This is a genomic window from Paraburkholderia sp. OAS925, assembly GCF_040543975.1.
GTDB classification, from domain to species: domain Bacteria; phylum Pseudomonadota; class Gammaproteobacteria; order Burkholderiales; family Burkholderiaceae; genus Paraburkholderia; species Paraburkholderia graminis.
In genome coordinates this window covers 4136656-4162109 of the sequence record NZ_JBEUNO010000001.1, presented here as the reverse complement: position 1 = coordinate 4162109, position 25454 = coordinate 4136656, and the positions used below count along the sequence as shown (strand labels likewise).

Below are 25454 nucleotides of genomic sequence, written 5' to 3'. Positions count from 1 at the left end.
TTTGCCGCTGCGGCGCGTCACTGAGCGCGCGCGGCGGCGCGACGGCGGCGCGGCGATTCACTTTGGGATGACGATGAAAAAGACTGCTCTCGACTTCTGGGTCGGCCTGTTCGTGGTGTTGGGTTTCGTGGCGCTGCTGTTTCTCGCGCTGAAGGCCGGCAACATGAGCTCGCTGTCGTTCCAGGCGACTTATCCGGTCAAGCTGAAGTTCGACAATATCGGAGGATTGAAGGCGCGCGCGCCCGTCAAAAGCGCGGGCGTGACGGTGGGCCGGGTCGCCTCGATCGGCTTCGACAGCAACGCCTATCAGGCGCAGGTGACGATCGACATCGACAAGCAGTATCAGTTTCCGAAAGACACGTCGGCGAAAATCCTGACGTCGGGGCTGCTCGGCGAGCAATACATCGGCCTCGAACCGGGCGGCGATACTGAAATGCTCAAAGCCGGCGACACCATTTCGATGACGCAATCGGCAATCGTGCTTGAAAACCTGATCGGACAGTTCCTCTACAGCAAAGCGGCCGATTCGGGCGCATCGAAGCCGGGCGCCGCATCGGTGGCACCGGCGGCAGCACCCGCTCCGGCGCCCGCGGCGGCGGTGCCCGCTTCCGGCTCGGCCGGTCAATAAGGAGAACAACAATGCAGACCTTACAGGCCGGGGGCGCGCGCGTCTTCCGGATGGGTAGACTGGCGGTTGCGGCCGCGATCCTGGCCGGTTGCACGACGGTGCAGACGCCGACCAAGGGCGATCCGCTCGAGGGCCTGAACCGCACCATCTTCACGGTCAACGACAAGCTCGACCAGTACGCGCTGAAGCCGGTCGCGAAGGGCTATGTGTTCATCACGCCGCAGCCGGTGCGCGACAGCGTGACGAACTTCTTCTCGAACATCGGCGACGTCTACATTGCGGCGAACAACCTGCTGCAACTGAAGATCACCGACGGCGTGCAGGACATCATGCGGATCGTGATCAATACGATCTTCGGTGTCGGCGGATTGTTCGACGTGGCCACGCTCGCGAAGCTGCCCAAGCACGACAACGACCTCGGCCTGACGCTCGGCCATTACGGCGTGCCTGCGGGGCCGTATCTGGTGCTGCCGCTGTTCGGTCCGAGCACCGCGCGCGACGCGGTCGGCTCGATCGGCAATTACTATATCAACCCGCTCAGCTACGTCGATCCGGCGGGCTTGAGCTGGGCGCTGTACGGTCTGAACATCGTCAATACGCGTGCGAATCTGCTGAATGCGAGCGACGTGCTGGAAGGCGCCGCGCTCGACAAGTATTCGTTCGTGCGCAACGCGTATCTGCAACGCCGCGAGTATCTGCTGTCGGACGGCAAGCAGTCGCAGGCGCTGCCGAACTATGGCGATGAAGCGCCGCTGCCGAAGTACGAAGACGTCGACGGCACGCCCGCCGGCGCGCCGGCCGGTGCAGTGACCGGAACCGCGGGCGCGGCGGGAACGAGCGGTGCTGCCGCGAAGGCGTCGGCTGCATCCGGTGTGAGCGCCGCGACGCCGCCGCAAGCCGCGTCAGCCGCTGCAACGGCGAACGGCGCCTCGGCGCCCGAAGCGGCTTCGGGCGCGGAAACGCCGCCGCTCGACCTCAACGGCGGTCCGGAAACCACGCAGATTCCGGCGGGTCAACTGGTGCCGCCCACGCGCTTCAACTTGCCGTCGTTCAAGTTGCGATGAGCGTGCCGGCGCGGCCGTAACAGATCGATACGACTCTCGCAGTTTGCGCATGGATTGCCGCTGAACTCGCGTGTTAATGTCGCCTCAAACGGTTGCACTATTTTTTAAGCAAGGCTCGATATGAAAAAATTCTTTCTGATTCCGTTGTTTGCAGCGTTGTTCTCTTTCGTGAGTGTTGGAGCATCGGCGCAAGCCGTCGACAGCAGCGCGCCCGACGTGCTCGTCAAGACCGTCACCCAGCAGGTGATCGACGCGGTGCGCGCCGACAAGTCGATCCAGCAGGGCGACATTTCGCACATCACGCGTCTCGTCAACGAAAAGATCCTGCCGTACACGGACTTCCGCCGCACCACGCAACTGGCGATGGGCCGCAACTGGCGCACGGCGACGCCCGAGCAGCAGAGCCAGGTCGTCGAACAGTTCAAGATGCTGCTGATCCGCACGTATTCGGGCGCGCTCGCGCAGGTGCGCGACCAGCAGATCCAGTACAAGCCGTTCCGCATGAATCCGGACGACACGGACACGGTGGTCCGTTCGGTCGTGATGAACAACGGTTCGCCGATCGAGCTCGACTACCGTCTGTACAAGACGCCGCAAGGCTGGCGCGTGTATGACATCAACGTGCTCGGCGCGTGGCTGATCCAGGCTTATCAGCAGCAGTTCAGCGAGCAGATCCAGCAGAAGGGCGTCGACGGACTGATCCAGTTCCTCACGCAGCGCAATCAGCAACTCGCCGCGGGCAAGCAGTCGTGAGCGAAGTGCTGAGCCCCGTCGCTCAACGGTTCGCGAGCGGCGCGACGCTGACCCACGCGAGCGCGAAGGCCGCGCTCGCGGCGGGTCTCGAGCGAATCGCAGCGGGCGCGGGCGGCGTCGATTGCGCGCCGCTCACGCACTTCGATTCATCGGCGCTGGCCGTGCTTCTCGCATGGCGGCGGGCCGCTCAGGCGCGCGGCGGCGCATTCGAAGTTCTCAATCTGCCGGCCGGGCTCGCGAGTCTCGCGCAAGCCTACGGCGTCGATACGCTGATCGCCGGTTCCATCGAAGGCGCTCGCGCCGCGTGAGCGGTCCGGCGCGCTTCAGCGCCGGCTTCACGCGATTCTGCTCACGTCGTTCGCCAGCTTGCCGTCAGCGCCACACGCGCGCGCACCTGACGCGTTCATCACGCTTCCCGCTATCCCCCGACTGAGATAGGGCCGCCAGGTTTTGCCCTATAATCAAACGTTTTTTGGGCCACGGTTAGGGCAATCCCACCGGCCCCAATTCCGTTTTTTCCAGCACTTTGCGCCCGCCCAGGGCTCCTTTAAGCGCCGCGACGCACGCGGCGCACTGTCATGTCAGCCATAGAAATTCGTAACGTCAAAAAGCGCTACAAGGACTTGCAGGCGCTCAAGGGCGTCAGCCTCACGGTGGAAGAAGGCGAGTTCTTCGGGCTGCTCGGTCCGAACGGCGCGGGCAAGACAACGCTCATCAGCATTCTCGCGGGACTCGCGCGCGCGGACGAAGGCAGCATCGCGGTGCGCGGCCACGACGTCGTGGGCGACTTCCGCGCGGCGCGCCGCGCGTTGGGCGTGGTGCCGCAGGAACTCGTGTTCGATCCGTTCTTCACGGTTCGCGAAACCTTGCGCATTCAGTCCGGCTACTACGGGCTGCGCAACAACGACGCGTGGATCGACGAAATCATGGCCAACCTCGACCTCACCGAGAAAGCCGACGCCAACATGCGCGCGCTGTCGGGCGGCATGAAGCGCCGCGTGCTGGTCGCGCAGGCGCTGGTGCATCGGCCGCCGGTGATCGTGCTCGACGAGCCGACCGCGGGCGTCGACGTCGAGTTGCGCCAGACGCTATGGAAATTCATCTCGCGCCTGAATCGCGAAGGTCACACGATCGTGCTGACCACGCACTACCTCGAGGAAGCCGAATCGCTGTGCGACCGCATCGCGATGCTGCGTCGCGGCGAAGTGGTGGCGCTGGACCGTACCAGCACGCTGCTGCAACGCTTCGCCGGCATGCAACTGTTCGTGCGTTTCGCGCAAGGCGTGCTGCCCGCCGAACTGCGCCCGCTCGAAGCCGAGGGCGGCGCGGGCAACGGCAATGGCCGCCAGCATCTGCTGCGTCTCGCGAGCTATGACGACGTCGAGAAGATTCTCGCGCAATGCCGCGCGGCAGGCTGCACATTCGAAGAAATCGAGGTCCGTAAAGCCGACCTCGAAGATGTTTTCGTTCAGGTGATGAACGGTCCGGAAGTGATCGAGGGGCTCGCATGAGCGGCTATAGCGGTTTCGGCACGCTGTTCTATAAAGAAATCCTGCGCTTCTGGAAAGTGTCATTCCAGACCGTGCTTGCGCCCATCATCACGGCGCTGCTGTATCTGACCATTTTCGGCCACGCGCTGCGCAATCATGTGCAGGTTTATCCGGGCGTCGAATACACGAGTTTCCTCGTGCCGGGCCTCGTGATGATGAGCGTGTTGCAGAATGCGTTTGCGAACAGTTCGTCGTCGCTGATCCAGTCCAAGATCACCGGTAATCTGGTGTTCGTGCTGCTGCCGCCGCTGTCGCACTACGAGATGTTCGCCGCGTATGTTCTCGCGGCGGTCGCGCGCGGTCTCGCGGTCGGTTTCGGAGTGTTCATCGTGACGATCTGGTTTGTGCCCGTCAGCTTCACCGCGCCGCTCTACATCATTCTGTTTGCGATTTTCGGCGCCGCGATTCTCGGCACGCTCGGTTTGATCGCGGGCATCTGGGCCGAAAAGTTCGACCAGCTCGCCGCATTCCAGAATTTTCTGATCATGCCGCTCACGTTTCTCTCAGGCGTGTTCTACTCGACGCATACGCTGCCGCCGGTGTGGCGGGAAATATCGCGGCTCAATCCTTTTTTCTACATGATCGACGGCTTTCGCTATGGCTTCTTCGGGATGTCGGATATCAATCCGCTCGTGAGCCTTGCGATCGTCGCCGGTTTCTTCGTGGTGCTGGCCGTGGTGGCGATGCGCATGCTCGCGTCCGGCTACAAGCTGCGCCACTGACGAGGAGCTTCTCACATGTTGCCGACTCCCGAACAGGTCAAGCAATACATCGCCGCTGGGCTCGCTTGCCAGCATCTCGAAGTCGAAGGCGACGGTCAGCATTTCTTTGCGACCATCGTTTCTCCGAGCTTCGAGGGCAAGCGTCTGATCCAGCGTCATCAACTCGTGTATGCGGCGCTCGGCGACCGCATGCGCGAAGAAATCCACGCGCTCAGCATGAAAACGCTGACGCCCGCCGAATGGCAGAACGCGTAATCTGGAAATTTAGTGCGAATTACTCAGGAAGGACGCGACGCCGGCAGCGGCGCGTCGAACACAATCAAGGCAGTTCCGGCTGAAGTCCGGATCGATCAGGAACACACAGGCATGGACAAACTCGTCATTGAAGGTGGCTACCCGCTGTCGGGTGAGGTCGTTGTCTCGGGTGCGAAGAACGCGGCGTTGCCGATTCTGTGCGCGAGTTTGCTGAGCGCGGAGCCGGTGCAGCTCGACAACGTGCCCGATTTGCAGGACGTGCGCACCATGCTCAAGCTGCTCGGGCAAATGGGCGTGCGTATCGAAAGCGGCGAGGGGCGCGTGTCGCTCGACGCGTCGAAGGTCGACAACCTCGTCGCGCCGTACGAAATGGTCAAGACCATGCGCGCGTCGATTCTCGTGCTCGGGCCGCTCGTCGCACGCTTTGGGCACGCGCGCGTGTCGCTGCCGGGCGGTTGCGCGATCGGCGCGCGTCCGGTCGATCAGCACATCAAGGGCCTGCAGGCGATGGGCGCCGAGATCACGATCGATCACGGCTTCATCGAAGCGCGTGCGGAGCGGCTGAAGGGCGCGCGCATCATCACCGACATGATCACGGTGACCGGCACCGAGAACCTGCTGATGGCAGCCGTGCTCGCCGAAGGTGAAACGGTCATCGAGAACGCGGCGCGCGAACCGGAAGTGGGCGACCTCGCGCACCTGCTCGTGCAGATGGGCGCGAAGATCGAAGGCATCGGCACCGACCGTCTCGTGATCCAGGGCGTGGACAAGCTGCACGGCGCAAAGCACACGGTGATTCCGGACCGCATCGAAGCCGGCACGTTCCTGTGCGCGGTGGCGGCGGCCGGCGGCGACGTCACGCTGAAGAACGTGCGTCCGCAGACTCTGGACGCGGTGACCGCCAAGCTGCGCGAAGCGGGCGTGACGATCGACGAAGGCGACGACTGGATGCGCGTGCGCATGGACAAGCGTCCGAGCGCGGTGTCGTTCCGCACGTCCGAATATCCGGCGTTTCCGACCGACATGCAGGCGCAGTTCATGGCGCTGAACACGGTCGCGGACGGCAAGGCGCAGGTCGTCGAGACGATCTTCGAGAACCGCTTCATGCACGTGCAGGAGCTGAACCGCCTCGGCGCCAACATCACGACCGACGGCAAGACCGCGCTCGTGACGGGCGTCGAAAACCTGTCGGGCGCGAAGGTCATGGCGACGGATCTGCGCGCGTCGGCGAGCCTTGTGATTGCCGCGTTGCGCGCGGAAGGCGAGACGCTGATCGACCGTATCTATCACCTGGATCGCGGCTACGACCGGATGGAAACCAAGCTCAACGCGATCGGCGCGAAGGTGCGGCGCATTGCCGGGAGCCAGGCATGAGTTCGATGCCGCAAACGTCGAGCTCGCCGGCGGTCAGCGCGCCGTTGACGCTGGCTTTGTCGAAGGGGCGTATCTTTGAAGAAACGCTGCCGCTGCTCGCCGCGGCCGGCATCGAAGTCGCCGAAGATCCGGAAAGCTCGCGCAAGCTGATCCTGCCGACCACCGACGCGAACCTGCGCGTGATCATCGTTCGCGCGACCGACGTGCCGACCTACGTCGAATACGGCGCGGCGGACTTCGGCGTGGCGGGCAAAGACGTGCTGCTCGAACACGGCGGCAGCGGGCTGTATCAGCCGGTGGACCTGGACATCGCGCGTTGCCGCATGTCGGTCGCCGTTGCGGCGGGTTTCGATTATGCGAACGCGGTGCGCCAGGGCGCCCGCTTGCGCGTCGCGACCAAGTACGTCGAGACCGCACGCGAGCATTTCGCCGCCAAGGGCGTGCACGTCGACCTGATCAAGCTGTATGGTTCGATGGAGCTCGCGCCGCTCGTCGGTCTCGCGGATGCGATCGTCGATCTGGTGAGTTCGGGCAATACGTTGCGCGCCAACCATCTGGTGGAGGTGGAGGAAGTCATGCAGATTTCATCGCGCCTCGTGGTGAACCAGGCGGCGTTGAAGCTCAAGCGCGCTGCGTTGCGGCCGATTCTCGACGCGTTCGAACGCGCGACCAAAGCCGGCGTTGCGGCGGCCTGACATCCGCATCGAATCAGTCTGACCTTGCTTTAAAGCGCGCCTTACCGAAACGGATACCCGTATGTCTATCAAGATTCGCAAACTCGATTCCACGGCTCGCGACTTCCAGAAGTCGCTGCACGCGGTGCTCGCGTTCGAGGCGAGCGAAGACGAAGCAATCGAGCGCTCGGTCGCGCAGATCCTGAACGACGTGAAGGCGCGCGGCGACGCGGCGGTGCTGGAATACACGAACCGCTTCGACCGGCTCGACGCGAAGAGCGTCGCGGCGCTGGAGCTGCCTATCTCCGAGCTGGAAGCGGCGCTCGAAAGTTTGGAGCCGAAGCGCCGCGCGGCGCTCGAAGCGGCGGCGGCGCGCGTGCGCGGCTATCATGAGAAGCAGAAGATCGAGTGCGGCAGCCATAGCTGGCAGTACACGGAAGCAGACGGCACCGTGCTCGGCCAGAAGGTCACGCCGCTCGATCGCGCGGGTATCTACGTGCCGGGCGGCAAGGCGGCGTATCCGTCGTCGGTGCTGATGAATGCGATTCCGGCGCGCGTGGCCGGCGTGCGCGAGATCGTCATGGTGGTGCCCACGCCGGACGGCGTGAAGAATCCGCTCGTGCTGGCGGCGGCGTTGCTCGGCGGCGTGGATCGCGTGTTCACGATCGGCGGCGCGCAGGCTGTAGGCGCGCTCGCGTACGGCACCGAAACCGTACCGGCCGTCGACAAGATTTGCGGCCCCGGCAACGCGTATGTCGCGTCGGCCAAGCGGCGTGTGTTCGGCACGGTCGGCATCGACATGATCGCCGGGCCGTCGGAAATTCTCGTGTTGTGCGACGGGACGACCGATCCGCGCTGGGTCGCGATGGACCTGTTCTCGCAAGCCGAGCACGACGAACTCGCGCAGTCCATTCTGCTGTGTCCGGACGACGCGTTCATTGGCCGCGTGAAGGACGCCATCGACGAACTGCTGCCCACCATGCCGCGCCGCGACGTGATTCAGGCATCGCTCGAAGGGCGCGGCGCGCTCGTCAAGGTGCGCGACATGGCCGAAGCCTGCGCGATCGCCAACGACATCGCGCCGGAACACCTTGAGATATCGGCGCTGGAGCCGCATCAATGGGGACAACTGATCCGCCATGCGGGCGCGATCTTCCTCGGCCGCTATACGAGCGAGAGCCTCGGCGACTACTGCGCGGGACCGAACCACGTTCTGCCTACGTCGCGTACCGCACGGTTCTCGTCGCCGCTCGGCGTCTATGATTTCTTCAAGCGTTCGAGCGTGATCGAAGTGAGCGCGGAAGGCGCGCAGACGCTCGGCGAAATTGCCGCCGAACTCGCTTACGGCGAAGGCTTGCAGGCCCACGCCCGCAGCGCCGAGTACCGGATGCGGCAAGGCGGTTGAGGGGATCGGGGCTCAGTCGCTCCACCGCTGCGCGCCTTGCCCCGCATAAGCCGTTCGGCGAATCGCCGCCTCATAACAAGAACGAACAACAAACGCACAACACAGACCAACCCGGCGCGGCGAGCCTGCCGCGCAACGAGGCGTGTCCGCAGCGTCCCATGCGCCTTGCATGCGACGCGCGCGGCCCGGCCCACTGACTTATGACGACACCTCAAGACATCATCCGCCACGACGTGCTCGCGATGACGAGCTATCCGGTACCCGACGCCACCGGCTACATCAAGCTCGACGCAATGGAGAACCCGTTTTCGCTGCCGCCGACGCTGGCCGCGCATCTCGGCGAGCATCTGGCGGGCGTCGCGCTGAACCGCTATCCGGCGCCGCGTCCGGAAGCGCTCATCGAGAAGATCAAACGCACGATGGGCGTGCCGGCCGGTTGCGATGTGCTGCTCGGCAACGGCTCGGACGAGATCATCAGCATGCTCTCGATTGCCTGCGCGAAGCCGGGCGCCAAGGTGCTCGCGCCCGTGCCGGGCTTCGTCATGTATCAGATGTCGGCGAAGCTGGCGAACCTCGAATTCGTCGGCGTGCCGCTGAACAGCGACTTCACGCTCGATACCGAAGCGATGCTCGCGGCCATCGCCGAACACCAGCCCGCGGTTGTGTATCTCGCGTATCCGAACAATCCGACCGGCACGCTCTTTAACGACGCCGACATGGAGCGCATCATCGCCGCGGCGACGAAGAGCCTGGTCGTAATCGACGAGGCTTATCAGCCGTTTGCGCAGCGAAGCTGGCTGCCGCGCGCCGACGCGTTCGACAACGTGGTGGTGATGCGCACGGTGTCGAAGCTGGGTCTCGCCGGCATCCGCCTCGGCTATCTGGTTGGCAAGCCCGCGTGGCTTAACGAACTCGACAAGGTGCGCCCGCCGTACAACACCAACGTGCTGACCCAGGCGGCCGCGGATTTCCTGCTCGATCACGTCGACGTGCTCGACTCGCAGGCGGCGAAATTGCGCGACGAGCGTACGAAACTCGCAGACGCCGTCGCTCAATTGCCCGGTGCCGAAGTGTTTCCGAGCGCCGGCAATTTTCTGCTGGTGCGCGTGCCCGACGCGTCGATTCTGTTCGAAACCCTGCTCACGTCGCGGGTTCTGGTCAAAAACGTGAGTAAAATGCACCCATTGCTGGCGAATTGCGTGCGTTTGACCGTTGGTTCTCCCGACGAAAACGCCCAGTTGCTTGCCGCGCTGAAGCTCGTATTGCACTGAGCGTGCAATAAGCGTGCATTAAGCGGCGGCTCGCCGCTCCCCTCCCACACTACTAGCGCTTTCTAGCCAGATTCGAGGAATTACCATGCGCCTTGCGGAAGTCGTTCGCAACACCAGCGAAACGCAGATCCGTGTCAAGATCAACCTGGACGGCACCGGTCAGCAGAAGCTGGCCACCGGCGTGCCGTTCCTGGACCACATGCTCGACCAGATCGCGCGGCATGGCCTGTTCGATCTCGACATTGAAGCGCATGGCGACCTGCATATCGACGACCATCATACGGTCGAAGACACCGGCATCACGCTCGGCCAGGCCGTCGCGAAAGCAATCGGCGACCGCAAGGGCATTCGCCGCTACGGCCATTCGTATGTGCCGCTCGACGAAGCGCTGTCGCGCGTCGTGATCGACTTTTCGGGCCGTCCGGGCCTCGAGTTTCATGTGCCGTTCACGCGTGCGCGCATCGGCACGTTCGACGTCGATCTGTCGATCGAATTCTTCCGCGGCTTCGTGAACCATGCGGGCGTGACGTTGCATATCGACAATCTGCGCGGCCTGAACGCTCACCATCAAATGGAAACGGTGTTCAAGGCGTTCGGCCGCGCGCTGCGCATGGCCGTCGAACTGGACGAGCGCGCGGCGGGGCAGATTCCGTCGACCAAAGGCAGTCTTTAAGCGACTTATTTACCGGGACCGGAACCGCGCCGTGCGCGCGCCCGGTGTTCAATGGATATTCTGAAGTCGTTTATCTCGCTGCTCGCGCTGATCAATCCGGTCGGCGCGATTCCGTTCTTCATGAGCCTGACGGCGAATCAGAGCGACGTCGAACGGCGCAGGACCATTCGGATCGCGGCTATTTCGGTGTTCTGCGTGATCGCGGTGACGACGCTGCTCGGGCAGCAGATCATCAGCTTCTTCGGCATTTCGGTCGGTTCGCTCGAAGTGGGCGGCGGCATCATCATGCTGCTGATGGCGATCAACATGCTGAACGCGCAGATCGGCAACAGTCGTTCGACACCGGAAGAGCGCGACGAAGCCGAGCAGAAGGACAACATCGCGGTCGTGCCGCTGGCCATTCCGCTGTTGACCGGGCCCGGCGCGATCAGCACGACGATCATCTATGCGGCCAGTTCGCCGCATTGGTACGACCGCATCGGTCTGATCGCGATCGGCGCGGTGCTGGCGGCGATCTGCTTTTTTTCGCTGCGCCTCGCTGAACCGATTGCACGCTGGGTCGGTCGCACCGGTATCAACATCGGCACGCGGCTCATGGGTTTGATGTTATCGGCGCTGGCGGTGGAATTCATCGTCGATGGATTGAAGGCTTTGCTGCCTACTTTGAAATGAAAACTTCGATAGCGATTGTGGATTACGGAATGGGCAACCTGCGCTCGGTGGCGCAGGCGTTGCGCAAGGCCGCGCCGGAAGCGGACGTGGCGATCGTCGACCAGCCGGAAGCGATCCGCGCGGCCGACCGCGTCGTGCTGCCCGGCCAGGGCGCGATGCCCGACTGCATGCGCAGTCTCGCTGAGTCCGGCCTGCAGGAAGCGGTCGTGGAAGCGTCGCGCACGAAGCCGCTGATGGGCGTGTGCGTGGGCGAGCAGATGCTGTTCGACTGGAGCGCCGAGGGCGGCACGCCCGGCCTCGGACTGCTGCCGGGCAAGGTGCTGCGCTTCGACCTGGAAGGCCAGGTGCAGGACGACGGCTCGCGCTTCAAGGTTCCGCAGATGGGCTGGAACCGCGTGCGCCAGGCGCAGCCGCATCCGCTGTGGGACGGCGTGGCCGACAATGCGTTCTTCTACTTCGTGCATAGCTATTACGTGGTGCCGGACAATGCCGCGCACACGTCGGGCGAGACGGTGTACGGCGTGCCTTTTACGTCGGCGGTCGCGCGGGACAACATCTTCGCGACCCAGTTTCACCCGGAAAAGAGCGCCGAAGCCGGGCTGCGCGTGTATCGCAACTTCGTGCACTGGAACCCGTGAGCGCCTCGCTTCCTGCTGCCGCGGCGCGCTGTTTTGCCGCAAGCGGGGCATTCGCCGCGCGCTGCGGCGGCCGCATCCTGATTTCGCTTTGCGCCGCCGGTGCGCAAGAGCGTCGAAAGAGTTGTACTAAACTAGCGAGACGGCGTTTGGGCGGGCTGGCCGACCAGCCGCCGCCGCCGCCCTTCAACCCATTCCCACTCAACACCCGATTGCTATGCTGCTGATCCCCGCCATCGACCTGAAAGACGGTCAGTGTGTACGCCTCAAACAGGGCGATATGGACCAGGCGACGATATTCTCCGAGGAACCGGCGGCGATGGCCCGACATTGGGTCGAGCGCGGCGCGCGCCGTCTGCACCTCGTCGACCTGAACGGCGCGTTCGCCGGCAAGCCGAGGAACGAAGACGCGATTCGCGCGATCATCGAGGAAGTGGGCGGCGAGATTCCCGTGCAGCTCGGCGGCGGCATCCGCGACCTGAACACCATCGAGCGCTATCTCGACGACGGTCTCGAGTACGTGATCATCGGCACGGCCGCGGTGAAAAATCCGGGCTTCCTGCAGGACGCGTGTACCGCGTTCGGCGGCCATATCATCGTCGGGCTGGATGCGAAAGACGGCAAGGTCGCGACCGACGGCTGGAGCAAGCTGACGGGTCACGAAGTGGCCGATCTGGCGCGCAAGTTCGAGGACTACGGCTGCGAGTCGATCATCTACACGGACATCGGCCGCGACGGCATGCTCCAGGGCATCAACATCGAGGCGACGGTGCGCCTTGCGCGCGCCGTGAAGATTCCGGTGATCGCAAGCGGCGGGCTGTCGAATCTCGCCGACATCGAATCGCTGTGCGAAGTCGAGGGCGAAGGCATTGAAGGCGTGATCTGCGGCCGGGCGATCTACTCGGGCGATCTCGACTTCACGGCCGCGCAGACTTTGGCAGACCGGCTGCGCGAATCGGACGACGCCTGAGCGCTGCTCGGCTGCGCAGCGGGCGAGTGGGCGAGCGGTTGAACGGATGAGCGCGGCGGCGTGGTCAGCCTCGCGTCTGAGGACAACGCCCGCCGCACGCAAGCACGCGCTGCATGCCTGCTCACCTGCTCGCCTGCATGCGGCGCAATGCGAGCCGCAGTTGGCGGTGGCTTTCTGAACAAGCGCCCCAAGCGCCACGCGCCGAACCCGCCGCGAGCAACCCGGCCCGGCACCCCGGCCCATCACCGCTCGCCTGCGGTCCAGGCGAGCGGCCTCATCAGCGGTATTGGCAGAATTGCAAGATCATGGCTCTAGCTAAACGCATCATTCCCTGTCTCGACGTCACCGCCGGCCGCGTGGTCAAGGGCGTCAACTTCGTCGAACTGCGCGACGCGGGCGATCCCGTGGAAATCGCGCGCCGTTACGACGATCAGGGCGCGGACGAACTGACTTTCCTCGACATCACCGCGACTTCCGACCAGCGCGACCTGATCCTGCCGATCATCGAAGCAGTCGCCTCGCAAGTGTTCATTCCGCTGACAGTCGGTGGCGGCGTGCGCGCCGTCGAAGACGTGCGGCGCCTGCTCAACGCGGGCGCGGACAAGATCAGCATGAACTCGTCGGCGGTGGCGAATCCGCAGCTCGTCAAGGACGCCACGGACAAATACGGCTCGCAATGCATCGTGGTCGCGATCGACGCCAAGCGCGTTTCCGCGGACGGTGAGCCGCCGCGCTGGGAAGTCTTCACGCACGGCGGACGCAAGGCGACCGGCCTCGAAGCCGTCGAATGGGCGCGCAAGATGGCCGAGCTCGGCGCGGGCGAAATCCTCTTGACCAGCATGGATCGCGACGGCACGAAAAGCGGCTTCGACCTCGCGCTCACGCGTGCGGTCTCCGACGCGGTGCCGATTCCGGTGATCGCCTCGGGCGGCGTCGGCAATCTGCAGCATCTCGCCGACGGCATCAAGAGCGGCCACGCCGACGCGGTACTCGCCGCGAGCATCTTCCACTACGGCGAGCACACGGTGGGCGAGGCCAAGCGCTTCATGGCCGGGCAGGGCATTTCGGTGAGGTTGTGACGTGGTGAATCCAACGGCAGTCAATTGGCTCGACAAGGTCAAGTGGGACGCGAACGGCCTTGTGCCGGTGATCGCGCAGGAAGCGTCGACGAACGACGTGCTGATGTTCGCGTGGATGAACCGCGAGGCGTTGGCGAAAACCGTCGAACTCGGCCGCGCGGTGTACTTCTCGCGCTCGCGCCAGCGGCTGTGGTTCAAGGGCGAGGAGTCCGGCCACGTTCAGCATGTGCATGAAGTGCGGCTCGATTGCGACGAAGACGTCGTGCTGCTGAAGGTGGAGCAGGTGTCCGGCATTGCGTGCCACACCGGCCGCCACTCGTGTTTTTTCCAGAAATTCGAAGGCTCGACAGATGACGGCGACTGGATTGCCGTCGATCCCGTGCTGAAAGACCCCGAACACATCTACAAATGACGCAGACCACCCAAGCCGCATCCGCCAATCCATCCACGACCGATACGTTGATGCGCCTCGCGGCGATCATCGACAGCCGCAAGGGCGGCGACCCGGACGTGTCGTATGTGTCGCGCCTGTTCCATAAGGGCGACGACGCGGTGCTGAAGAAAATCGGCGAAGAAGCCACCGAAGTCGTGCTGGCCGCCAAGGACACGCGCCACGGCGGCGAGACGAAGGCGCTCGTCGGCGAGGTCGCGGATCTGTGGTTCCATTGCCTCGTCATGCTGTCGCACTACGATCTGAGCCCCGCGGACGTGCTCGCCGAGCTGGAGCGCCGCGAAGGCATGTCGGGCATTGAGGAAAAAGCGCTGCGCAAGAGCCGCGAGCGCGAGCAGAACGGCGATTGAGCGCGCGATTTTCCCGAGTGCGATTTCTGCTGTTTCTTCGCGCGGTTTGCCTTGAAGTGGCGAGCGCCGGCGCCCACATTGCAGTGAACGCATCGCAAACCCATCGTCCGGAGGACGCAGCATGGAACAGTCGCACCAGAGTTATCCGCCGCCGGCTTACCGCCACGCGATCGAGCCGGAGCGGGAACGCAGCCTGCGCACGCTGACGCATGTGCTGTACGCGCTGTATGCGGTTCACTGGCTGACGGGCGGCCTGACGATCCTGATCGCGATCATCATCAATTACGTGAAGCGCGGCGACGCGGCCGGCACGCCGTATGAACCGCATTTCGAGTGGCAGATCCGCACGTTCTGGATCGGCCTGCTGGGTTACGCGATAGGCGGGCTGCTGGTGTTCGTCTTCATCGGCTTTGCGGTGCTCTGGGCCGTCAGCATCTGGATGTTGTACCGTATTATCAAGGGCTGGCTGTATCTGTACGATAACAAGCCGCTTGCGAATCCGCGGGCGTGGTTCTGAATTGGTGTCATGTCATGCGGCGCCGGCGCAAATCCGCTCTGCCGCATCGAGCCACGCTTCGCGCTTTAGCCCTACCGCGTCAGGAATACGATGAGTCACGACCCGAATTGCCTCTTCTGCAAGATCGCCGCCGGCGAGATCCCGTCGACCAAAGTCCATGAAGACGAAGAGTTTCTTGCCTTCCGCGACATCCGTCCGGCGGCCGAAACCCATGTGCTGGTCATTCCGCGCAAGCACATCGCCACGCTCACGGACTGCACCGAAAGCGATGCGCCCATGCTTGGTAGAATGCTTGTTTTGACTGCGCGTTTGGCCGATCAGTTGGGCGTGGCGTACACCGGTGGAGAAACCGGCTTCCGCACCGTCATCAATACCGGCCCGGGCGGCGGGCAAGAGGTGTATCACCTGCACGCGCACATTCTGGCGGGGCCGCGTCCGTGGCAGCGCATGGGCTAATGGGCCTGGCGCAGCCTGGCTTGGCCGGGCCGCGGAGACGTTGCCGGGTGCACAGCCAATTTTGCCAGGCTGTTTTTGCCGCGCTGTAATTTTGGCGACGCGATTCTCTGGCCACAATACGGGCGAGGTCCGGCGTGCGAGGTCCTGGCGAAACAGCGGCACGCGCGGCAACGCTGCTGTAACGTATAGATGAAGCGCAAGCGCTTCGATTCACGCCGCAAGGCAGACGAGTTTTTGCCGCATTACGTGCGGCGTCGGGGTTAAGGAGAGTAGTCATGGGTTCGTTGAGTATTTGGCATTGGTTGATCGTGTTGCTGATCGTGGCGCTCGTGTTCGGCACGAAGAAGCTGCGCAACATCGGCGGCGATCTGGGTGGCGCTGTGAAGGGCTTCAAGGAAGGCATGCGCGAGAACGAAACGCCTTCGGCGGACGCGCAGCAGCAGCGCGAACTGCCGCGCAACGGCGCGGTGGATGTGGAAGCCAAGGAAAAGACCCCGCGTTCGGGCGATTACCGCTAAGCCGCGGGCCAACCGCGTTACTGACGGACATTTCCCTCCATGCTGGACCTCGGTCTAACCAAGATGGCGCTCATCGGCGTCGTCGCACTGGTCGTGCTCGGCCCTGAGCGGCTGCCGCGCGTTGCCCGCACGGCGGGCGCGCTGTTTGGCCGCGCGCAGCGCTACATCAACGACGTCAAGTCGGAAGTCACGCGGGAAATCGAACTCGACGAATTGCGTCGCATGAAAACCGAGTTCGAGACGGCGGCGAGCAACGTCGAAACGGCAGTTCAGGAAAACCTGCGCAAGCATGAGAGCGAACTGAACGACGCGTGGAACAGCGGGACGTCCGTGTCGCCGAGCATCGCCGGCGGGGCGCTCGAAGACGCCGCCGGCAATGCCGGCAGCACTTCGTGGCAGAACAGCACGCCAGCCGCGGCGGCCAAGCGCAAGAACTGGCGCGTCAAGCAAACGGCAATGCCCACCTGGTACAAGCGCGCGACCACGCGCCGCACGCGCGTGCAGTCCGGGGCGGCACGCGTTGCGCGGCATACGCCTGCCAGCATGCGTCGTCCGACGCGGTTTTTCTGATGATCAGAACGACAATCTCTAACCGAGGGCCGGTGTGAGCGACCCCCAGAAAAACCAGGACGAAGGCACTGAAGAGACCTTCATTTCCCACCTCGTTGAATTGCGCGACCGCATCATCCGCGCGGGCCTTGCCGTCATCGTGGTGTTTATCGGGCTCGTGTATTGGGCGCCGGACATCTTCCGGCTGCTGGCGCGCCCGCTGATGCAGAACCTGCCCAAAGACGGCAAGATGATCGTGACCGACGTCACCGGCTCGTTCTTCGTGCCGATGAAAGTGACCATGCTGGTCGCCTTCGTGATCGCGCTGCCTATCGTGCTGTATCAGATCTGGGCGTTCGTCGCGCCGGGTCTTTATCAGCACGAGAAGAAGCTGGTCGGGCCGCTCGTCGGCAGCAGCTATACGCTGTTTCTCTGCGGCATGGCGTTCGCGTATTTCGTTGTGTTTCCCACCATCTTTCGCGTGATGGCGCATTACAACGCGCCGCTCGGCGCGGAGATGACGACGGACATCGACAATTATCTGAGCTTCGTGCTCACCATGTTCATTGCGTTCGGCGTGACGTTTGAAGTGCCGATCGTCGTCGTGCTGCTCGTGCGCATGAACGTCGTGACGCTCAAGAAGCTAAAGGAAATCCGGCCGTATGTGATCGTCGGCGCGTTCGTGATTTCGGCCGTGGTCACGCCGCCGGACGTCTTCTCGCAACTGATTCTGGCCATTCCGCTGATCGTTTTGTACGAGGCGGGGATCATCGCGGCGCGGTTGATTGTCGGCAAGCAGCCGGCGGTGGTCGAGGACGCGAGTCCGCCGGGCTAATGCAATGCATGCCGCGTGGCGCGGCTGCAACGCGTAAGCAAACAAAGCAAAAGGGCAGTCCGTTGCGGACTGCCCTTTTTACGTTCTACGTTCTACCAGCGGATTCGGCACGGGCGCTACTACCCGCGCACCGCTTGCGCTCAACCGCCTTCGTCGTCCTGCTGCTCGCTGTCGTCGGCGGGCTGTTTCGGCGGAGGCGGCCGCTTGCCGATGACCACGTCGACATCCAGCTCGCGGTTCTTGCGCACCAGATGCACCTTGGCGGCCGTGCCCGGCTTGATCTGCGCGATCACGTTCAGCAGGCGCGTGGTGTCGGTGATTTCCTGACCGTTGACGCTCATCAGGATGTCGCCTGGCTTGATGCCCGCGCGGTCGGCGGGACCGTTCTTCAGCACGCCCGCGACGATCGCGCCCGACTTCTGGTCGAGCCCGAACGACTCGGCGATTTCCGGCGTCACGTCTTGCGGCTCGACGCCGATCCAGCCGCGCGTGACCGAACCCGTCGTGATGATGCTTTCGAGCACGCTGCGCGCAGTCGACACCGGAATCGCGAAGCCGATGCCGAGCGAGCCGCCCGAGCGCGAGTAAATAGCGGTGTTGATGCCGAGCAGATTGCCGTTCACGTCGACGAGCGCGCCACCCGAGTTGCCGGGATTGATCGCCGCATCGGTCTGGATGAAGTTTTCGAACGTATTGATGCCGAGATGATTGCGGCCGAGCGCGCTGACAATGCCCATCGTGACCGTCTGCCCGACGCCGAACGGATTGCCGATGGCCAGCACCACGTCGCCCACGCGCGTCTGCTCCATGCGGCCGAGGGTGATGGTGGGCAGGTTGGTCATGTTGACCTTGAGCACGGCCAGATCCGTTTCCGGATCGATGCCGATCACCTTGGCGTTCGTGGTGCGTCCGTCGGCGAGCGCGATTTCAATCTGATCCGCACCGTCGACGACGTGCTGGTTCGTTAGAATGTACCCTTCCGAACTCACGATCACCCCGGAGCCCAGGTTCGCGGCCGGTTGTTCGCGCTGCCTGCGATTGTTCTTGTCGCCGAAGAAGTAGCGGAACAGCGGGTCTTTCGCGCGCGGGTCCGGCGGCAGTGAGCCATCTTTGCTGGAAAAGACGTTTACGACCGCGGGCATGGCCTTTTGCGCGGCGTCGGCATAAGACGCCGTTGCGGGCCCGCTGCCCATGCCAGGCGCGACTTCGCGCAGTGCGACGATCGGTTCGGCAAGTTGCTTGCCGAATTGCCCTTGACGCTGAAGCCACTGCGGTTTGAGGGTCGCGATGATGAACATCAGCGCCAACAGCACAGTCACCGCTTGGGCAAAGAACAGCCAGAAGCGTCTAAGCATCTGAAGACTAGAGGTTTATATGGATCGGATCGAACTTGAATTGTACTTGAACAATCTCCTTGAAACCGCGCGGTTCAAGGACTATTGCCCGAACGGTCTGCAAGTCGAAGGGCGCCGCAAGATCGGCAAACTCGCGACCGGCGTGACCGCGTCAGTTGCGTTTCTCGAAGCCGCGCTCGATTGGGGCGCGGACGCCGTGCTGGTCCATCACGGCTACTTCTGGCGCAACGAGGCGCCGCAGATCACCGGCCGCAAATACGGGCGCCTGAAACTGCTGCTCGCCAACGACCTGAACCTGTTCGCCTATCACCTGCCGCTCGACGACCATCCCGAGTTCGGCAACAACGCGCAGATCGGTGCGAAGATGGGCTGGATCAGCGACGCGCGTTTCGGCGAGAACGACCTCGGCTGGCTCGCCACCTTCGCAATGCCGATCACGCTCGCGCACTTCACCGCCGAGATCGAGCAGACGCTCGGCCGCACGCCGCTCGTGTTCGGCGACCCGGATCGCAGTCTGCGCCGCGTGGCGTGGTGCACGGGCGCCGCGCAAGGCATGTTCGACGCGGCGATCAACGCCGGCGCCGACGTCTATCTGACGGGCGAGGTGTCGGAGTCGGTCATGCACACGTCGGCAGAAAGCGGCGTAGCGTTTCTCGCGGCCGGCCATCATGCGACCGAGCGCTTCGGCGTGCAGGCGGTGGGCAAGCATCTGTCGGAGCAGTTCGACATCGAGCATCTCTTTATCGATATTCCGAATCCCGTTTGAGTCGTTGAAATATCAAATGGGCATTAGCGAAGCAAAAGGCACGAATAACGGAGGGGACACTTAAAAGCTGCTGCAAAAAAGTTTGTGATGCGTACGGAGAAACCCTGAGTTATCAAGGGCTTCGCACGGTTTTTGGCAATCGGCCCTTGTAAATGGCGACTCCATTCGAGCAAACTAGCGGCGGTAGAAGCGACGTGAAGGAACAATCCAACTCAGAAGTGGGGCGTGTAATGCGAGACAAGGAAGATGAACGCGTCGACGGCAGCCGCCGTACCTGGCTGATAGCGACGACCGTAGCAGGTGGCATTGGAGGCGTTGCCACTGTCGTACCCTTTGTTAGTTCGTTTGCACCATCTGAAAAGGCCAAGGCAGCAGGAGCCCCGGTCGAAGTCGACATCAGCGATCTCAAGCCCGGCGACATGAAGACCGTGGCCTGGCGCGGCAAGCCCGTGTGGATCATCAACCGCACCGAGAAGATGCTCGCCGACGTCAAGAAGGCCGACAACGAAGTCGCCGATCCCGCGAGCAAGAATCCCTTTTCGTTGCCGCTGCCGGAGTACTGCAACAACGAATTCCGTTCACGCGCCGACCACAAGAACGTTTTTGTCGCCGTCGCCGTGTGCACCCATCTGGGCTGCACGCCGACGCCGCGCTTCCAGGAGGGCGCGCAGCCCAATCTTCCGGACGACTGGCCTGGCGGCTTCCTGTGCCCGTGCCACGGCTCGACCTATGACATGGCCGGCCGCGTCTTCAAGAACAAACCTGCGCCGCAGAACCTCGACATCCCGCCTTATATGTTCACGTCGGCCAATGGGCTCGTGATCGGCAAGGACGAGAAAGGAGAAGCGTAATGGCGATCGAACACGAAGTGGAGACGGCCGGGCTCGTCGGCTGGATCGACCGGCGCTTTCCGTTCACGTCCACCTGGAAGAAGCACGTCTCCGAATACTACGCACCGAAGAACTTCAACTTCTGGTACTTCTTCGGCTCGCTCGCGCTGCTCGTGCTGGTGAACCAGATCGTCACCGGCATCTTCCTCACGATGAACTACAAGCCCGACGCGACGCTCGCGTTCGGCTCGGTCGAGTACATCATGCGCGAGGTGCCGTGGGGCTGGCTGATCCGCTACATGCACTCAACGGGCGCGTCGATGTTCTTCGTCGTCGTGTATCTGCATATGTTCCGCGGGCTGATGTACGGCTCGTATCGCAAGCCGCGCGAGCTCGTGTGGATCTTCGGCTGCGCGATCTTTCTGTGCCTGATGGCCGAGGCGTTCTTCGGTTACCTGCTGCCGTGGGGCCAGATGTCGTTCTGGGGCGCGCAGGTGATCGTGAACCTGTTCTCGGCGATTCCGTTCATCGGGCCGGACCTGTCGCTGTGGATTCGCGGCGACTACGTGGTGTCCGACGTGACGCTGAACCGCTTCTTCGCGTTTCACGTGATCGCGATTCCGCTGGTGCTGCTCGGGCTGGTCGTCGCGCATCTGGTCGCGCTGCACGAAGTCGGCTCGAACAACCCGGACGGCATCGAGATCAAGGCGAAGAAGGACCCGGACGGCATTCCGCTCGACGGCATTCCGTTCCACCCGTACTACTCAGTGCACGATTTCTACGGCGTGTGCATCTTCCTGATGATCTTCGCGGCGATCATCTTCTTCGCGCCTGAAATGGGTGGCTACTTCCTCGAAGCGAACAACTTCGTGCCGGCCAACCCGCTGCAGACGCCGCCGGAAATCGCGCCGGTCTGGTACTTCACGGCCTTCTACGCGATGCTGCGCGCCACGACCGATCCGTTCAAGATCGTCCTGATGATCGTGATCGCGCTGCTCGGCCTGCTTGCGTTGGTGCGCGCGCGCGGCAAGTGGAAGCTCGGCCTGCCGGTGCTCGCCGTGCTCGTGATTCTGGCCATGGCGTTCACCGAATCGAAGTTCTGGGGCGTCGTGGTGATGGGCGGCGCGGTGGTTTCGCTGTTCTTCCTGCCTTGGCTCGACCGCTCGCCGGTGAAGTCGATCCGTTACCGGCCGTTCTTCCACAAGGTGTTCTACGGGATTTTCGTGCTCGCTTTCCTGACGTTGGCGTTCCTCGGCACCAAACCGCCGTCGCCGGTCGCTACGTTGATTGCGCAGGTGTGCGCGCTGATCTACTTCGCGTTTTTCCTCGGCATGCCGTTCTGGACGCGGCTTGGCACGTTCAGGCAGCCGCCTGAGCGCGTGCGCTACAAGCCCCACTAATCGAGAGCGAGGAGAACACGAAGATGAAAAAACTGCTTTCGACGTGCGCGCTGATCGGCGCGACACTGCTCGCGGTGCTGAGCGGCCCGGCGTATGCGGACGAGAATGTTCATCTCGACCGCGCGCCGGATAACGCAGACAATTTCGCTTCTTTGCAGCACGGCGCGCAATTGTTTGTAAACTACTGCCTGAATTGCCACAGCGCGAACCTGATGCGCTACAACCGGCTGACCGACCTCGGCATCGCGCCGAGCGAAATCCAGTCGAACCTGCTTTTCACCACCGACAAAATCGGCAACACGATGACCGTCGCCATGCGCCCGGACGACGCGAAAGCGTGGTTCGGCGCGAGTCCGCCGGATTTGTCGGTGGAAGCGCGGGCGCGCGGCAAGGACTGGCTGTACACGTATCTGCGCAGTTTTTATCGCGACAATACGCGGCCGACCGGCTGGAATAATCTGGTGTATGAAAACGTGAGCATGCCTCACGTGCTGTGGCAGCTTCAGGGGCAACGTACTGCGAAATTCGGTGACGAAGTCGACGAAAAAACGGGCGAGACGGTGCACAAATTTGTGGGCTTCCAGCAGGTCACGCCGGGGACGATGTCGCCGGTAGATTATGATTCTGCTGTGGCCGACCTTGTGTCGTATATGTCCTGGATGTCCGAGCCGACTCAGAAAACCCGCAAGCAGCTTGGCGTGTGGGTGCTGCTGTTCCTCGGTATTCTGAGCTTTTTCGCCTGGCGACTGAACGCCGCGTACTGGAAACATATCAAATAATCACGCCGCTATACGGCGTGGGGCCGGCGCCAGGAAAAACCTGCTGAACGGTTTTTCCGCGCGCTGGCCTTTCAGCTTTTTGAGGAAACGTAAATCATGATGGTTCTGTATTCCGGCACAACTTGCCCGTTCTCCCAGCGCTGCCGGCTGGTGTTGTTCGAAAAGGGCATGGACTTCGAGATCCGCGACGTCGACCTGTTTAACAAGCCGGAAGACATCGCCGTGATGAATCCGTATGGTCAAGTGCCGATTCTCGTCGAACGGGACCTGATTCTGTACGAATCGAACATCATCAACGAGTATATCGACGAGCGCTTCCCGCACCCGCAGCTCATGCCGGCCGATCCGGTCCAGCGTGCGCGCGCGCGCCTGTTCCTGCTGAACTTCGAGAAAGAGCTGTTCGTCCACGTCGGCACGCTCGAGAACGAAAAGGGCAAGGCTGCGGAGAAGAACCACGAGAAGGCGCGCCTCGCGATTCGCGACCGTCTGACGCAACTCGCGCCGATCTTCCTGAAGAACAAGTACATGCTCGGCGAAGAGTTTTCGATGCTCGACGTCGCCATTGCGCCGCTCTTGTGGCGTCTGGATCACTACGGCATCGAACTGTCGAAGAACGCGGCGCCGCTCATGAAGTACGCCGAGCGCATTTTCAGCCGTCCGGCTTATATCGAGGCGCTGACGCCGTCGGAAAAGGTGATGCGTCGTTGAGTTTGGCTTTGGGCAAGGGCGCCGCGCGGCCACGCGCGCGCGGTGCCCGCGCCCGGTAAGAGGACTGCTGATGCAAGAGATTTCCACCAAGCCTTATCTGTTGCGCGCGCTGTACGAATGGTGCACGGATAACGGCTACACGCCGCACATTGCAGTGCGCGTCGATAATCAGACGCGTGTGCCGCGGCAGTTTGTGCGCGACAACGAGATCGTGTTGAACATCAGCTTCGAGGCCACGAGCCAACTGCAGATGGGCAACGAGTGGGTCGAGTTCAGCGCCCGTTTCTCCGGCAAGTCGCACAAGATCGAAGTGCCTATCGCCAATATCCTCGCCATCTACGCGCGCGAAAACGGGCAAGGCATGGCGTTCCCGGTCGAGTCGACAGGCGGCGAGGCGCAGGATTCGGGCGCCGACGCCGAAACGGTCGAGCCGTCCACCGCGCCGAGCGTGTCGACTGCGCCGAGCGTGTCGAGCGCGCCGCGTGCGGTCAACAAGGCGCCCGCAGCCGACGATGCCGCCGCCAAAGCCGAGCGCGCGCCGCAGGGCGACCAGCCCGACGACGACGGCTCGAAAGGTGGCGGGAGGGCTCGCCTCAAGATCGTAAAATGAAGTAGAATCACGGCCTCATGCCGGCTTAGCTCATCAGGTAGAGCGCTTGACTTGTAATCATGAGGTGGCGGGTTCGAGTCCTGCAGCCGGCACCAGTTGTGCGAAACGGGGTTTCTGTTCAGTCAGGAACCCCGTTTTTTATTGGCCAATCGGCGCTTTGTCACCGGCTTCGGAACGGGTCGAGGTGAGCGCGGGTGAGGGCTAAAATCGCCATATCTCTTTCACCTTGTCGATGGTGGACAAAACTGTCTACATTCGATGAGGTCTCGCCACCCGCAGCGCGCCGCGACGCGCCTTTCGCAAAACGACCCACTTCATCATGAACAGCCCTGCAAGCATCACCTGGCCGGAAGCCGACGGCCCCCGCACCGCACGTTGGCGCTCCGAAGCGGCGGTGCCGCCGCCGAAACGCGTGATCGTCGCCGACGACCGGACCACCGCGGACTCGGCCTACCGGCTCGCCTGTGAAGGCACCGCGCTGTTGTGGAACGGCGACTTTCAGAACGCGCGCCAATTGCTGCAGGCGTTCACGCGGCGGCTCGAGCGCAAACCGCGCAAGCAGGGTGAGACGCCGCTCGACGCGTTTAATCTGCATCGGCAGACGCAGTCGCAGCGCGCGCGCACGCTCGGCATGATCCTGATTCCGCTCAACGCCGAGTACGCGATTCCGCTGCGCCGCGCGCCCGACGTGCGGCAGGCGTGCATCGAAACGTACGGCCCGCCGACCGATGAGGCGTCGGTCGTGTCGCTGCGCGAGCTGCTCGGCATGATCGGCGCGCACGAGTGGCGCAAGAAGGGCGTGGAGATTCCCGCGCTCGGTGACCGGATTCATCCGCATTACGGCGTCTTTTCGCCGGTGCGCGGTGAATATGTGGATCTCGTCGCGCGCACGCCGTTGCCTTCGCTGAACAAGGCGTTCGACGTTGGCACGGGAACGGGCGTGCTGGCGGCGCTGCTCGCGAAGCGTGGCGTGAAGAAGATCGTCGCGACCGACCAGGACCCGCGAGCGCTTGCATGCGCGCGCGAGAATCTGGCGCGGCTCGGATACGAGCAGCAAGTCGATGTGGTGCAAGCCGATCTGTTTCCGGAAGGGCGCGCGCCGCTCATCGTGTGCAATCCGCCTTGGGTGCCGGCGCGGCCCGCTTCGCCGATCGAATATGCGGTCTACGATCCGGACAGCCGCATGCTGCTCGGTTTCCTCAAGGGCTTGTCGGAACATCTGTCACCGGGCGGCGAGGGCTGGCTGATTCTGTCGGATTTTGCCGAGCATCTCGGATTGCGCACGCGCGAATGGTTGCTTGCCGCGATCGCGGATGCGGGGCTGACGGTGGTGGCGCGCGAGGATATTCGTCCGCGGCATCCCAAGTCGACCGACGAGAGTGACCCGCTGCATAAGGCGCGGATGGTGGAGATGACGTCGCTTTGGCGACTCAAGGCGCGGGGTTGACGATTGCTTGAGGGCGCGGGCTTAGAGGCGCAGTTTGGGGCGGTGGCGGCTGTTTGGCCTATCAGTCGCCTCAATGTCCGACGCCCGACGCCCGTTGGGCGCTACTCCTGCGGAGCGCCCGCCATTTCTGCCGGGCTTCCGCACCCTTCGCCACCGCG

General features: G+C 63.2%; 31 protein-coding genes and 1 tRNA gene. 31 read left to right on the top strand and 1 reads right to left on the bottom strand.

From position 1 onward, the window contains the following. Positions 1-73: 73 nt before the first annotated feature. From mlaD to tatC, 23 genes are all read left to right on the top strand, one after another. Positions 74-628 (top strand): outer membrane lipid asymmetry maintenance protein MlaD, encoded by a 555-nt coding sequence (gene mlaD / locus ABIE53_RS18340; protein WP_006052274.1) that lies wholly within the window; start codon positions 74-76, stop codon positions 626-628. Between the two features lie 11 nt (positions 629-639). After that, positions 640-1692, top strand: a complete 1053-nt coding sequence (locus tag ABIE53_RS18335) for an MlaA family lipoprotein (protein WP_114156512.1) — start codon at positions 640-642, stop codon at positions 1690-1692. Between the two features lie 120 nt (positions 1693-1812). After that, a complete protein-coding gene (locus ABIE53_RS18330) occupies positions 1813-2445 on the top strand; it encodes an MlaC/ttg2D family ABC transporter substrate-binding protein (protein WP_006052276.1) in 633 nt (210 codons plus the stop codon). Then, positions 2442-2753, top strand: a complete 312-nt coding sequence (locus tag ABIE53_RS18325) for an STAS domain-containing protein (protein ID WP_029971279.1) — start codon at positions 2442-2444, stop codon at positions 2751-2753. The genes ABIE53_RS18330 and ABIE53_RS18325 overlap by 4 nt, the downstream gene beginning before the upstream one ends. 270 nt (positions 2754-3023) lie before the next feature. Beyond that, a complete protein-coding gene (locus ABIE53_RS18320) occupies positions 3024-3956 on the top strand; it encodes an ABC transporter ATP-binding protein (RefSeq protein ID WP_006052278.1) in 933 nt (310 codons plus the stop codon). Beyond that, a complete protein-coding gene (locus tag ABIE53_RS18315) occupies positions 3953-4717 on the top strand; it encodes an ABC transporter permease (RefSeq protein ID WP_006052279.1) in 765 nt (254 codons plus the stop codon). Before ABIE53_RS18320 ends, ABIE53_RS18315 begins: the two co-directional genes overlap by 4 nt. A gap of 15 nt (positions 4718-4732) precedes the next feature. Beyond that, positions 4733-4972: a BolA family protein gene (locus ABIE53_RS18310; RefSeq protein WP_006052280.1), complete on the top strand. Its 240-nt coding sequence runs from the start codon at positions 4733-4735 to the stop codon at positions 4970-4972. A 111-nt stretch (positions 4973-5083) separates the two neighbouring features. Then, positions 5084-6346 (top strand): UDP-N-acetylglucosamine 1-carboxyvinyltransferase, encoded by a 1263-nt coding sequence (gene murA, locus ABIE53_RS18305; RefSeq protein ID WP_114156752.1) that lies wholly within the window; start codon positions 5084-5086, stop codon positions 6344-6346. Further along, entirely contained in the window at positions 6343-7041 is a 699-nt protein-coding gene (hisG, locus tag ABIE53_RS18300; RefSeq protein WP_053858805.1) for an ATP phosphoribosyltransferase, read from the top strand. The genes murA and hisG overlap by 4 nt, the downstream gene beginning before the upstream one ends. 61 nt (positions 7042-7102) lie before the next feature. After that, on the top strand, positions 7103-8425 hold the full coding sequence (gene hisD / locus ABIE53_RS18295; protein ID WP_006052283.1) for a histidinol dehydrogenase: 1323 nt from the start codon (positions 7103-7105) through the stop codon (positions 8423-8425). Between the two features lie 200 nt (positions 8426-8625). Continuing rightward, positions 8626-9696: a histidinol-phosphate transaminase gene (gene hisC / locus ABIE53_RS18290; protein ID WP_029971281.1), complete on the top strand. Its 1071-nt coding sequence runs from the start codon at positions 8626-8628 to the stop codon at positions 9694-9696. An 85-nt stretch (positions 9697-9781) separates the two neighbouring features. After that, entirely contained in the window at positions 9782-10369 is a 588-nt protein-coding gene (gene hisB, locus ABIE53_RS18285; RefSeq protein ID WP_006052285.1) for an imidazoleglycerol-phosphate dehydratase HisB, read from the top strand. Positions 10370-10420: 51 nt separating this feature from the next. Then, the gene (locus ABIE53_RS18280) at positions 10421-11041 is read left to right on the top strand and encodes a YchE family NAAT transporter (RefSeq protein ID WP_006052286.1); all 621 of its coding nucleotides are present in this window, start codon (positions 10421-10423) and stop codon (positions 11039-11041) included. Next, positions 11038-11679: an imidazole glycerol phosphate synthase subunit HisH gene (gene hisH / locus ABIE53_RS18275; RefSeq protein WP_006052287.1), complete on the top strand. Its 642-nt coding sequence runs from the start codon at positions 11038-11040 to the stop codon at positions 11677-11679. The genes ABIE53_RS18280 and hisH overlap by 4 nt, the downstream gene beginning before the upstream one ends. 214 nt (positions 11680-11893) lie before the next feature. Continuing rightward, complete coding sequence (gene hisA, locus ABIE53_RS18270; protein ID WP_006052288.1) at positions 11894-12646, top strand: 1-(5-phosphoribosyl)-5-[(5-phosphoribosylamino)methylideneamino]imidazole-4-carboxamide isomerase; 753 nt, start codon at positions 11894-11896, stop codon at positions 12644-12646. 305 nt (positions 12647-12951) lie between these two features. Beyond that, on the top strand, positions 12952-13725 hold the full coding sequence (gene hisF, locus ABIE53_RS18265; RefSeq protein WP_107710622.1) for an imidazole glycerol phosphate synthase subunit HisF: 774 nt from the start codon (positions 12952-12954) through the stop codon (positions 13723-13725). A gap of 1 nt (position 13726) precedes the next feature. Then, a complete protein-coding gene (hisI, locus tag ABIE53_RS18260; RefSeq protein ID WP_006052290.1) occupies positions 13727-14137 on the top strand; it encodes a phosphoribosyl-AMP cyclohydrolase in 411 nt (136 codons plus the stop codon). Then, the gene (locus ABIE53_RS18255) at positions 14134-14526 is read left to right on the top strand and encodes a phosphoribosyl-ATP diphosphatase (RefSeq protein WP_006052291.1); all 393 of its coding nucleotides are present in this window, start codon (positions 14134-14136) and stop codon (positions 14524-14526) included. Before hisI ends, ABIE53_RS18255 begins: the two co-directional genes overlap by 4 nt. Positions 14527-14647: 121 nt before the next feature. Beyond that, complete coding sequence (locus ABIE53_RS18250) at positions 14648-15043, top strand: DUF4870 family protein (RefSeq protein WP_006052292.1); 396 nt, start codon at positions 14648-14650, stop codon at positions 15041-15043. Between the two features lie 90 nt (positions 15044-15133). Next, positions 15134-15499 (top strand): histidine triad nucleotide-binding protein, encoded by a 366-nt coding sequence (locus tag ABIE53_RS18245; protein ID WP_006052293.1) that lies wholly within the window; start codon positions 15134-15136, stop codon positions 15497-15499. Positions 15500-15774: 275 nt separating this feature from the next. Next, positions 15775-16017: a Sec-independent protein translocase subunit TatA gene (gene tatA, locus ABIE53_RS18240; protein WP_006052294.1), complete on the top strand. Its 243-nt coding sequence runs from the start codon at positions 15775-15777 to the stop codon at positions 16015-16017. 39 nt (positions 16018-16056) lie between these two features. Then, positions 16057-16587: a Sec-independent protein translocase protein TatB gene (gene tatB, locus ABIE53_RS18235; protein ID WP_107710621.1), complete on the top strand. Its 531-nt coding sequence runs from the start codon at positions 16057-16059 to the stop codon at positions 16585-16587. Positions 16588-16621: 34 nt separating this feature from the next. Beyond that, a complete protein-coding gene (tatC, locus tag ABIE53_RS18230) occupies positions 16622-17401 on the top strand; it encodes a twin-arginine translocase subunit TatC (protein ID WP_107710620.1) in 780 nt (259 codons plus the stop codon). Between the two features lie 140 nt (positions 17402-17541). On the opposite strand, the gene ABIE53_RS18225 is transcribed toward tatC, so the two are convergent. Next, positions 17542-18756, bottom strand: a complete 1215-nt coding sequence (locus ABIE53_RS18225; protein WP_029971284.1) for a Do family serine endopeptidase — start codon at positions 18754-18756, stop codon at positions 17542-17544. 19 nt (positions 18757-18775) lie between these two features. Between ABIE53_RS18225 and ABIE53_RS18220 the strand changes: the two genes are divergently transcribed. The 8 genes from ABIE53_RS18220 (at position 18776) to ABIE53_RS18185 (ending at position 25296) form a co-directional block, all read left to right on the top strand. After that, entirely contained in the window at positions 18776-19522 is a 747-nt protein-coding gene (locus tag ABIE53_RS18220; protein ID WP_006052298.1) for a Nif3-like dinuclear metal center hexameric protein, read from the top strand. A 230-nt stretch (positions 19523-19752) separates the two neighbouring features. Next, entirely contained in the window at positions 19753-20373 is a 621-nt protein-coding gene (petA, locus tag ABIE53_RS18215) for a ubiquinol-cytochrome c reductase iron-sulfur subunit (protein WP_029971285.1), read from the top strand. Further along, positions 20373-21752, top strand: a complete 1380-nt coding sequence (locus ABIE53_RS18210; protein WP_107710946.1) for a cytochrome b — start codon at positions 20373-20375, stop codon at positions 21750-21752. Before petA ends, ABIE53_RS18210 begins: the two co-directional genes overlap by 1 nt. Before the next feature lie 23 nt (positions 21753-21775). Next, on the top strand, positions 21776-22531 hold the full coding sequence (locus ABIE53_RS18205) for a cytochrome c1 (protein WP_029971286.1): 756 nt from the start codon (positions 21776-21778) through the stop codon (positions 22529-22531). 96 nt (positions 22532-22627) lie between these two features. Further along, positions 22628-23239, top strand: coding sequence for a glutathione S-transferase N-terminal domain-containing protein (locus ABIE53_RS18200; RefSeq protein WP_006052302.1), 612 nt, complete (start codon positions 22628-22630; stop codon positions 23237-23239). Positions 23240-23309: 70 nt separating this feature from the next. Beyond that, a complete protein-coding gene (locus tag ABIE53_RS18195) occupies positions 23310-23849 on the top strand; it encodes a ClpXP protease specificity-enhancing factor (protein ID WP_107710947.1) in 540 nt (179 codons plus the stop codon). A 19-nt stretch (positions 23850-23868) separates the two neighbouring features. Further along, a tRNA-Thr gene (locus tag ABIE53_RS18190) sits at positions 23869-23944 on the top strand. Between the two features lie 224 nt (positions 23945-24168). After that, positions 24169-25296, top strand: coding sequence for a methyltransferase (locus tag ABIE53_RS18185; RefSeq protein WP_192700439.1), 1128 nt, complete (start codon positions 24169-24171; stop codon positions 25294-25296). Positions 25297-25454: the final 158 nt, after the last annotated feature.